Source organism: Thermoanaerobaculia bacterium, assembly GCA_018057705.1.
Classification (GTDB): Bacteria; Acidobacteriota; Thermoanaerobaculia; order Multivoradales; family JAGPDF01; genus JAGPDF01.
In genome coordinates this window covers 1-10,141 of the sequence record JAGPDF010000108.1, presented here as the reverse complement: position 1 = coordinate 10,141, position 10,141 = coordinate 1, and the positions used below count along the sequence as shown (strand labels likewise).

Annotated in this window: 11 protein-coding genes; all 11 read left to right on the top strand. The window is 68.8% G+C overall.

The features are described 5' to 3' along the window. Positions 1–312: 312 nt before the first annotated feature. Genes trbB through KBI44_19990 form a run of 11 tightly spaced genes read left to right on the top strand, consistent with a single transcriptional unit; the run spans position 313 to position 10,080 of the window. Positions 313–1,296 carry a P-type conjugative transfer ATPase TrbB gene (gene trbB / locus KBI44_20040; GenBank protein ID MBP9146773.1) on the top strand — a complete coding sequence of 328 codons (984 nt, stop codon included), beginning with the start codon at positions 313–315 and terminating at the stop codon, positions 1,294–1,296. Between the two features lie 6 nt (positions 1,297–1,302). Further along, positions 1,303–1,623 carry a TrbC/VirB2 family protein gene (locus KBI44_20035; protein ID MBP9146772.1) on the top strand — a complete coding sequence of 107 codons (321 nt, stop codon included), beginning with the start codon at positions 1,303–1,305 and terminating at the stop codon, positions 1,621–1,623. After that, on the top strand, positions 1,623–1,958 hold the full coding sequence (locus KBI44_20030; protein ID MBP9146771.1) for a VirB3 family type IV secretion system protein: 336 nt from the start codon (positions 1,623–1,625) through the stop codon (positions 1,956–1,958). Before KBI44_20035 ends, KBI44_20030 begins: the two co-directional genes overlap by 1 nt. After that, positions 1,955–4,417 (top strand): hypothetical protein, encoded by a 2,463-nt coding sequence (locus KBI44_20025; GenBank protein ID MBP9146770.1) that lies wholly within the window; start codon positions 1,955–1,957, stop codon positions 4,415–4,417. The genes KBI44_20030 and KBI44_20025 overlap by 4 nt, the downstream gene beginning before the upstream one ends. Beyond that, positions 4,405–5,214 (top strand): hypothetical protein, encoded by an 810-nt coding sequence (locus tag KBI44_20020; GenBank protein MBP9146769.1) that lies wholly within the window; start codon positions 4,405–4,407, stop codon positions 5,212–5,214. Before KBI44_20025 ends, KBI44_20020 begins: the two co-directional genes overlap by 13 nt. Beyond that, entirely contained in the window at positions 5,211–5,621 is a 411-nt protein-coding gene (locus KBI44_20015) for a hypothetical protein (GenBank protein ID MBP9146768.1), read from the top strand. Before KBI44_20020 ends, KBI44_20015 begins: the two co-directional genes overlap by 4 nt. 6 nt (positions 5,622–5,627) lie before the next feature. Then, complete coding sequence (gene trbL / locus KBI44_20010; protein MBP9146767.1) at positions 5,628–6,449, top strand: P-type conjugative transfer protein TrbL; 822 nt, start codon at positions 5,628–5,630, stop codon at positions 6,447–6,449. Next, positions 6,446–7,138, top strand: a complete 693-nt coding sequence (locus KBI44_20005; protein ID MBP9146766.1) for a hypothetical protein — start codon at positions 6,446–6,448, stop codon at positions 7,136–7,138. The genes trbL and KBI44_20005 overlap by 4 nt, the downstream gene beginning before the upstream one ends. An 11-nt stretch (positions 7,139–7,149) precedes the next feature. Further along, positions 7,150–8,076 (top strand): P-type conjugative transfer protein TrbG, encoded by a 927-nt coding sequence (gene trbG / locus KBI44_20000; protein MBP9146765.1) that lies wholly within the window; start codon positions 7,150–7,152, stop codon positions 8,074–8,076. Further along, positions 8,076–9,344, top strand: coding sequence for a hypothetical protein (locus KBI44_19995; GenBank protein MBP9146764.1), 1,269 nt, complete (start codon positions 8,076–8,078; stop codon positions 9,342–9,344). Before trbG ends, KBI44_19995 begins: the two co-directional genes overlap by 1 nt. Positions 9,345–9,351: 7 nt before the next feature. Continuing rightward, positions 9,352–10,080, top strand: a complete 729-nt coding sequence (locus KBI44_19990; GenBank protein ID MBP9146763.1) for a ParA family protein — start codon at positions 9,352–9,354, stop codon at positions 10,078–10,080. Positions 10,081–10,141: the final 61 nt, after the last annotated feature.

The window sequence follows — 10,141 nt, the reverse complement described above, 5'->3', positions numbered from 1 at the left end:
AGCCCCTGTACGTCGCGAAGTCCCGCTACTTCGTGGACCGGGAGCTTTCCAGGCGAGCGTATCTCCCGGCGCCCGCGACATCGGGTCGCGCGAGTCGGACTCCCTCCCCTTGGGAGAAGTTGGCACCCATTTCAGGCTTGCGCGCGCCAGCCATCGAGACTTCGGGCCCGCTCGGCGCCCTCACCTCAACGCTCGACCGCGAACGAGTACTCGACGAGGAAGTCGGCCGTCAGGCCTGATTCTCCGAAGTCACTCCCGCGGCATCTCAACATCTGTTGACATACTCTCAACGCTTGTGTAGTGTCCCCGTTCATGCGGCAGGGACCACACGACGAGCAGCGGCAGCGCTGGACTGAGGGGCTGGTCCGCGAGCTGGGGGAGACCATCGTCGGCGCCCTCGGCAATGACGACCTGGTCGAGGTGCTGCTCAACCCGGACGGGCGGATCTGGCTCGACTCGCGGACCGAGGGGATGTACGACTCCGGCTCGCGGCTGCTGCCGCAGGAGGCGGAGGCAATCCTCGCCTCGATCGCCGGCATGCTCGGGTCCCAGATCGACTCGGAGCACCCGATCATCGAAGCCGAGCTGCCGCTCGACGGGAGCCGAATCGAGGGCATGGTGCCGCCGCTCGTCGCGAGTCCGTGCTTCGCGATCCGGAAACGGGCGACGCGGGTGTTCCCGCTCTCGCACTACATCGAAACCGGTTCGATGACTGTGGCTCAGGCCGAATTGCTCCGGTCCGCGATCGCCGAGCGGCGCAACATCCTGGTCTCCGGCGGTACGGGCTCGGGCAAGACGACGCTCGTCAACGCGATCCTCGACGAGATGGTCCGGCTCGGCGAGCCGAGCGAACGCTTCATCCTGCTCGAGGACACGGTCGAGCTCCAGTGCACCGCCGAGAACCACACCGCACTCCGCACCACCCGGCACGTCGACCTCGCCACCCTGGTCAAGGCGACGATGCGGCTCAATCCCGACCGGATCATCATCGGTGAGGTCCGCGGCCGCGAGGCGCTCGACCTCCTCAAGGCCTGGAACACCGGTCACCCCGGCGGCTGCACGACCGTCCACGCCAACAACGCGGTCGCCGCCCTGCAGCGGCTCGACCAGCTCGCGCAGGAGGCGGGGGTGCCCTCCCAGCGCGCCCTGATCGCCGACACCGTCGGCCTCGTCGTCCACATCGAGGGAGGGAGTCGCGGTCGCCGCGTCTCCGAGCTCGTTCGTGTCGCCGGCCTCGCCGGCGATGGCAGCTTTCAACTCGAGCCCATAGCGGCTCGGCTTACCGAGGAGGAGTGACAAGCCATGAAGCACTGGAGGGAGAAGGGACAGAAGCTCGGGGCGCTCGCCGCTCTCTGGATGTTGACCTCACCGGCCGCCTTCGCGACCACGGGCGGAACGTCGATGCCGTGGGACGAACCGCTCATTCGCATCCAGGAGAACCTCACCGGCCCGGTGGCGAGCGCGATCATCATCATTGCCGTCGCGCTCGCTGGCGTGATGTGGGCGCTCTCTGACCACGGCACCGGCATGCGCCGGGTGTCGCAGGTCATCTTCGGCGCCGGTGTGGCACTCGGCGCGGTGAGCTTCGTCACGGCACTCGGCTTCTCCGGGGCAGTTCTCTGATGACCGTGAAGCGAAGGTCGCTTCGGACCGTGCCGCTGCACAGCTCGCTGACGCGGCCGATCCTCCTGGGCGGGGCCGAGCGCGACCTCGTGATCATCGAGGTGAGCGTGATTGCGGCGCTGCTCTTCGGCGTCGGCTTCCGCTTCGCGAGCTTGAGCCTAGCGCTGCTCCTCGGAACGGTCGGCCACCGGATCCTGGTCTGGATTGGCCGCCAGGACCCCCAGGCGACGCGCGTTTTCGCCCGTCACCGGCTCTACCAGCCGTTCTACCCGGCGACGGCGGCAGTCGGCGCGCCGATCTCGCGCGTGCCTGTCTTCCGGGGGGACACGCGATGATCCTGCGCGAGCATCGGCACAAGCCGCAGGGTCTCGCCGACCTCCTGAACTGGGCCGCCCTGGTCGGCGAGGGAATCGCCGTCAACAAGGACGGCTCGTTCCTTGCCGGCTGGAGCTACACCGGTCCGGACCTCGACGCCGCCACGGCCGAGGAACTGGCGCTTCTCTCGCAGCACTTCAACCAGGCGCTCCTGCCGCTCGGCGACGAGTGGCTCCTGAACGCCGACGCCATCCGGCGGCCGAGCCGCGACTACCCGCCGCCGGGTCCCTTCCCGGACCCGGTCTCGGAGCTTCTCGACGAGGAGCGCCGCGAGCAGTACGAGTCGGGCCGCCGCAACTTCGAGACGACCTACACCCTCTGCGTTTCGTGGCTGCCGCCCGACGAACTCCAGTCGAGCCTTGCGCGCTGGTTCATCAGCGGCGAGGACCGCAAGGGGCCGGACTGGCGGGCCCAGGTCGACACCTTCGTCGACCGGCTGGAGGACATCGAGGATCGCCTCTCGGCGTCGCTGGCGCTCACCCGCCTCACGTCCGAGGCGCTGCTGACGCACCTGCACACCTGCCTGACCGGGCTCTACCACCGCGTCTCGGTGCCCGACACGCCCTGCTACCTCGACGTCCTTCTCGCGTCGCAGGACCTCTACGGCGGATTCAGTCCACGGGTCGGCGACCGGCACCTCCGGGCGATCTCGGTCACGGGCTTCCCCCACGAGTCGCACCCCGCAATGTTCGACTTCCTCCACCGCATCCCGATGGAGTACCGGCTCTCCCATCGCTTCCTGCCGCTCGACCCCGAGTCGGCCGCCAAGCACATCCGGCTCTACCGCCGGAACTGGTGGCAGAAGCGAAAGGGCCTCGGCGGGCTGATCAAAGAGGCGATCACCACCGAGGAGAAGGCGGCGGAGCCGAAGTTCCTGAACCGCGACGCCGTCCGCATGGCGGAAGACGCGGACGAGGCGCTCGCCGAGTGTCTCGGGGGAGCGGTCCGGTACGGCTTCTACACGACCGCCATCGTCCTGATGAACGAGGACGAGGCCGCCGTCGAGGTCGCGGCGCGCCAGGTGCTCAAGGAGATCCACAATCGCGGCTTCGCGGCGCGGATCGAGCGCGTCAACGCCCTCGAGGCGTTCCGCTCGAGCCTGCCGTCGCACGCGCATCCGAACGTTCGCCGGCCGCTCATCAGCACCCTCAACCTCGCCGACCTCCTGCCGACGACGAGCGTCTGGCCGGGCCTGCCGACCAATCCTTGCGGGTACTACCCGATGGGGAGCCCGGCGCTCCTCTGGGCGGCGACCAGCGGCTCGACTCCGTTTCGCCTGAACCTCCACGTCTCGGACGTCGGGCACACCCTGGTCCTCGGGCCGACCGGAGCGGGAAAGAGCACGCTTCTGGGTCTCATCCAGGCGCAGTTCTTCCGCTACCCGGACGCCCAGGTCTTCACCTTCGACAAGGGCTACTCGTCTTTCCCGCTGGTCGCAGCCTGCGGCGGTCACCACTACGACATCGCAGCCGAATCGCTCGACGCCCTGGCCTTCTACCCACTCGCGGAGATCGATCGGCCGGCGGAGCGGACCTGGGCCGCGGAGTGGATCGAGACCCTCATGGCCCTGCAGGGCGTCGTCGTCACGCCGGCACACCGCGGCGCGATCGACCACGCTCTCGGCCTGCTGGCCGTCTCGCCGTCCCGCACGCTCACCGACCTTCAGGTGAAGCTCCAGGACCCGAACCTCCGCCAAGCCCTCCGCCCCTACACGCTGAAGGGCAACTTCGGCGCCCTGCTCGACGCGCAGAGCGACGGTCTCCGCGAGGGCCGCTTCCAGGTCTTCGAGATGTCGCACCTGATGGAGCTCGGCGACCGCATCGTCATCCCGGCGCTCCTCTACCTCTTCCACCGGATCGAGCAGCGGCTCGACGGGCGGCCGACGCTGATCATTCTCGAGGAGGCCTGGACCTACCTCCTCCACGAGCTCTTCGCCGAGCGGATCCAGCTCTGGCTCAAGGAACTTCGCAAGTACAACGCCGCCGTCGTATTCGTGACGCAGAGCCTCGCCGACATCCACGCCTCGTCGAAGCGCCACGTCATCTACGAGAGCTGCCCGACCAAGATCCTGCTCCCGAACAGCGAGGCGGGCTCCGAGCAGGGCGCCGCGATCTACCGCGCGATCGGTCTCAACGAGCGGGAGATCGAGATCGTCGCCCAGAGCGCCAAAAAGCGCGACTACTACTACACCTCGCCGCTCGGGAACCGCCTGAAGGACCTCACCCTCGGGCCGCTCGCGCTGGCCTTCGTCGGCGCCACCGGCCGCGAGGACCTCCGCGCGATCCGCGAGCTGCGGGCGATGTACGGCCCGGAGTGGCCGCGTGCCTGGGTGCGCCAGCGCGGACTCGACCGCTGGGCGGACCAGTTGGCCGACCGATCGAGTGACCGCAACGAAAGGAGCCTCGCATGCGCCGGCTGAAGCACATCGTCGTCGCTTGTCTCTGCCTCAGTCTGGTCGCGGGCCTCGTGACCCCTCGTCCGGCGAAGGCGCAGTGGCTGGTCTACGACGCGGTCAACTGGATCGAGAACGCCACGCAGGTGATCCAGCAGGTCTACGAGATCTACCAGCAGTACGAGCAGCTCATCAACGACTACCAGCGCTACGCGACGATGGTGAAGAACCTGGAGCGCTTCGACGAGCTCTCCTTCCGGAGCCTCGTGGGGCTGGCCGTGGCGGTGAACGACATCATCCAGTACGGCGAGTCGCTCGGCCACACCTTGGACGACATCGACGCCCAGTTCGCCGAGACGTTCCCGGGCTACGAGCCGATCCTCGAAGAGGGATGGCTGGAGATCTTCGAGCATCGCAACCGCCGCACGCTCGACACGCTGCGCTACTCGCTCAACGCGCTTCACCGGATCTCCTGGGAGTCGGTTCCGTCGCAGCACATCCTCGAACGGCTCGCCGCTGACGCCGAGGCCGCGGACGGCAACGTCGAGGCGCTGCAGGCCGCCAACGAGTTCCTGCACCACCAAGCCGGCGAGCTCGCCGAGATCAGCCAGCAGCTCTCGCTCCAGACCAACGTCCAGACGGTCTACTGGGCCTACCAGCTCGACCGCGAGGCGTCGGACCGCGCCACGACCAGTCAGTGGATCGTCAACGGGGTCGCCGAAGTGCCGCCTTACGACGGCGCCGGCGGGTCGCGCGGCGTTCCCGCCGACTGGCCATGGGCCTGCTACGGCTGCACGCGCTCGGCAGGCAGGGGGTCGCGATGAGGGCTTCATTCCTGTCCGGTCTCACAGCCATTGCGCTGGCGAGCCTGCTGGCTGCGGGTTGCGGTCAGCCCACCGCCGAGGAGCTCGCCAACGGCGACGACCCCCTTACCGCGCTCCGCTCGCCGGTTCGGTCGGCTCGCTACGACGGGGCCTTCTGGAACCGCGAGGCGGTTCAGTCGACCGAGCTGTGGGCGGACGCGGTCGCCTACTGCCGGACGCCCGGCAACTCCGCTGCTCCGAACTGCCAGACCGTCGGGCTCGTCCTCTCGACGATCGAGCTCGAGAAGGCAGCGAAGGAGGCGAAGCGCCAGCTCCAGTTTCTCCTCGAGCAGAGCAAGCACTTGGGACCGCTTCCCCCGGTTCGCCCCGGTCGGCGCCCCGGCGCGGCGCCCGGCGGGCAGGACTGAGGCGGTATGCCCGTCCTCGGCATCCTGGACGGCATCGTCCAGACCTTCGAGCTCGCCACGCAGACGTGGTTCACGACGCTCTTCCCGATCGCGCAGAACCTTTACTTCGCGCTCATGGTCATCCAGATCGCCTGGGTTGGGATCTGGTCGACGCTCGGCCGGCACGAAGGCGGCGAGCAGGTGCTCGTCCACATCCTCCGCCAGGTCTTCGTCCTGTCGATTCTCTACACGGTGCTCGTTTTCTCGCCGATCTGGGTGCCCACGGTCATCGGCTCGTTCGAGCAGGCCGGTGCGGCGGCCGGCGGCATCGACGGCATCAACCCGTCGTCGGTCTTCTCCGGCGGCTTCCTCCTCGCGCTCGGCCTCCTCGACGGGCTCAACAACTGGGGCCTTCTCAACCCGATCACCGGGCCGATGATTCTGTTCACCTGCCTGACGCTCATCCTCTGCTACGCCTGGATGGCCGGAATGCTCCTCGTCTACCTGGTCGAGAGCTACATCGTCCTCGGCGGCGGCGTGGTGCTCCTCGGTTTCGGCGGCTCGCGGTTCACGGCCGGGCTCGCCGACGGCTACCTCGTCTACGTCTTCCGGGTCGGCGTGAAGCTCTTCGTCGCCTATCTCATCCTCGGCATCGCCGGCTCGCTCGCCGCGCAGTGGGCGGGGATGCTCAACGCCGTCGCGCTCGACAATCCCGGGCCGCTCTTCGAGGTCCTCGGTGGCGCTGTCGTGCTCGCGCTCGTCACCACCAAGGTGCCGATGTTCGCAAGCCAGATGCTGGGCGCAGGCCCCGGCTTCAGCCTGCGCTCCCTGTTCGTGGAGGGTCAATGAAGCTGAACCGCTTTCTCCGGCGCGACCGCGCCGGCTCGGAGCCGACGCCCGAGGATCCGAGCCTCGCTCGGGGACGTCGCGAATGGGCCGACCGTTACGCCGGCCTCTCGCGCGGCAAGCGAAACTGGCAACTCGCGGCGATCGGCCTGCTCGCGGTGGACGGCATCCTGTCCGTCGGCTTCATCCACCTCGCGAGCCAGAGTCGCGTCTCGCCGTTCGTCGTCGAGGTCGACCGGCTCGGCCAGGCCGTGGCTTTCGGGCCGGCCGAGCAACTCCGCAAGACGGACGAGCGCCTGATCCGCTACCAACTCAACCTCTTCATCCGGGACGTGCGCTCGGTCTTCTCGGATAGCGAGGTCCAGAAGACCGTGATCAATCGCGCCTACGGCCACGCCAAGGACGGCGCGCTCGGCTTCCTCAACGACTACTTCAAGAGGAGCAACCCGTTCCTGCGCGAGGCCGAGGGCACGGTCGCCGTGCAGGTGCAGTCCGTGCTCCGTCTCTCGGCGTCGAGCTGGCAGGTGCAGTGGCGGGAGACCCAGATCGCCCAGGGTGGCCGGATCCTCTCGGAAACCGCCTGGCAGGCGGTGCTCGGCGTCGAGCTGACACCGCCGGAGACCACCGACGTGCTGCTCGTCAACCCTCTCGGCCTCTACGTCACCGAGATCAATTGGACCCAATCCCTGTGAGGAGAACTTCGATGTCCCGATGCTCGACGTCTCAGCCCAAGCGCTTCGCAATCACCTGTCTCGCCGTTCTCGGAACCTTCGGTGCTCTCGGCACGGGCGCCGCGAACGCCGGGTCGCGCCCCGACGCGGCCGTCCGGGAGGCGACCCAGCAGTACGCCACGACCGGCAAGGCGCCAGTCATCGAGCGCAGCGATTCAGTGGTTTATCCCTTCGGCGAGAGCCAGCCGGTGCTCCAGTGCACGCCGCTCCGGGCCTGTGACGTCGAGCTCGAGGCGGGAGAGGTCGTCCACGGCGTGGCCCTGGGCGACACCGAGCGCTGGATCTCGAGTCCGCTCTATTCGGGCGATCCGGACGCGCTCGTACCGCATGTGGTGGTGAAGCCGCGCGACTACGGCATCAGCACCAACATGATCGTCACCACGACCCGCCGGACCTACCACCTCAACTTGGTCGCGCCGGCGAAGGGGAAGAGCGAGGACGCCGAAGGCGCCTACCTCCGGCGGGTGCGCTTCTACTACCCAGGCGACGTCGTGGAGCAGTGGTCCGACGCCGCGCAGCTCGAGTCCGCTCGCGCCAGCCGGAAGAGCGAGGCGACGATCGCGAGCCTCATCGGCGCCATGAACCCCGGCCGGATGAACTTCGACTACGCGGTCTCCGGCGGCGTCTTCACCGGCTTCCGGCCCACCACGATCTTCGACGACGGGCACCACACCTACATTCAGCTTCCGGCGGGCGCCGCGGCCGTCGACGCGCCGGCCTTCCTCGCCCGCACGGAGACGGGAGAGGAGGCGATCCTCAACTACCGGATGACCGGCTCCTGGATCGTCGTCGACGGGCTCTTCGAGCGCGGCGAGCTGGTGAGCGGTGTCGGCCGGTCCCGCAAGGCGGTGAAAATCGCGAACCGGGGCTTTGCTCGCGTGGCGGCGGGGGGCCGCTGATGGAGACGACGACCCCACCGGCCGAGCCGAGGGAGGCGGAGCTCGAGCTCACGCCACGGCCCCAAATCAAGAAGCTCAGCTCGGCGATCGTCTGGATCGCCGCCATCTTCGCGGTCGCCGTGCTCTGGCTCGTTGGCTACCTCGTGAGCTCCAAGGCGCGCCGGCCCAGCCAGGAGCGGCGCGTCGCTTCCGTGCCGCCGCCCGTGGACGACCTCGCCGAGCGCATCCAGCGAGCGGCCGAGCGGGAAGCGAAGCTCGCCGCCGAGCAGGCGGCGATCGCTCGTGGCCGACAGCTCGGGTCTGCCCACGATCTGCCCCCCGGCTTCGAGCAGCTGCTCGCGGAGCAGGAGCATCCCCTGGTGGCGGGTCCGCCCGTGGACGCCTACGGTCGCGAGTACCCTCGCGGTGGCGGCGGGGAAACCTCCGCTGCGCGTTCACCGCTGCAGCGCGCTCTCGACTCCGACCTGGTGCCGACGGACTTCCGCTCGACCGGTCCGCGGGCAGCTTCGACGCCCCATCGGCCCGACGCGGAGGGTTTGGACGGCGGCGTGGCGGGGCCTCCGGATCTCGCGTCTCTTCGCGCCGAGCTGGTGCGTGCCGTCGAGGCCAAGGTCGCGCCACCAGCCGCGCCGTCTGGGAAGCCCGCTCCGGGCACGCTGCACCCGGCGGGCTCGCCGTTCCGGATCTCGGCCGGCGCGCTCATCCCTGCGGTCCTCACCGCCGGGATCAACTCCGACCTGCCGGGTCAGACGACCGCGCTCGTCCGTCGCAACGTCTACGACAGCCGGACCGGGCGCTACCTGCTCGTCCCGCAGGGCAGCCGCCTGGTCGGCGAGTACGACAGCCGCGTCGCGTTCGGACAGAGCCGGGTGTTCGTTGCCTGGAACCGGCTGATCTTCCCGGACGGCCGTTCGCTCGACCTTGGCGGCATGCAGGGAGCAGATCTCGCAGCAGCGGCCGGGCTCCGCGACCGGGTGAACAACCATTTCGTCCGCACCTTCGGCAGCGCGCTACTGATCGCCGCCGTTTCGGCTGGCGTCCAGCTCTCGCAGCCCGAGAACAACGGCAATCTCCAGTCGAACCCCACGCCGTCGCAGCTCGCGGCGGCGGCCGTCGGCCAGGAGCTCGGCCGCGTCGCCTCGGAGTACCTCCGCCGGAACCTCGACGTACGGCCGACGATCGAGGTCCGGCCGGGCTACGAGCTGAACGTCGAAGTCACCGCGGATCTCGACCTTCCCGGCCCCTATGAGCAGGCGGCGGAGTACTGAGGCCAGCATGCGCATCGTCACGGTCACCAACCAGAAGGGTGGAGTGGGGAAGACCACTCTCGTCTGCCATCTTGCGCTGGCCGGCGTCGAGCGCGGCCTCCGGACACTGGTGGTCGACCTCGACACGCAGGGCAATGCCAGCACCATGCTGGCGCGCGACGCCGCGGTCGCCGGCCAACCCGGCGGCGCCGCGGCGCTCTTCGCGGACGCGCCGCTCGCCCCGACGGTCACCGCAAGCGGCCTTCACCTGCTGCACGGCCACCAGCACCTCGACGAGGTCGACCAGCGGGTGGGCTTAGCCGACTCGAGGCGCGTGCGCGACCGCCTGCGGGCGTTGCCCTACGACCTGGTGGTGATCGACACGCCGCCGGCGATCGGGGTTCGCCATCTCGGTCCGCAGGTCTGGGCCGACCTCGTGGTGACGCCGCTCGAGCCGAACAGCTTCTCGCTCCTGGCGCTCGGTCAGACGCTGGCCACCATCGAAGAGATTCGATCGATCCGGCCGGGGCTCGAGAACCGCGTTCTCATCAACCGCTTCACACGCTCTTCGGGCCAGCAGAACCGCTACATCGAGCTGCTCGGCGAGCACGTGCCGCTGACGCGGCCGTTTCTGACCCTGCGCGTCGCCGTTTCCGACGCGCTCGACGAAGGAGTTCCGGTGTGGCGATTTCGCCGCGCCGATCGTGAGACGCGGGAGACTTGGATGCAGCTCTGCGGAGGACTGATCGATGGCTGAAGCCACCCTTGGAATGAGCTCGCTCGATCGGCTGCGCGAGCTCAAGGAAGAGAGCGAGCGC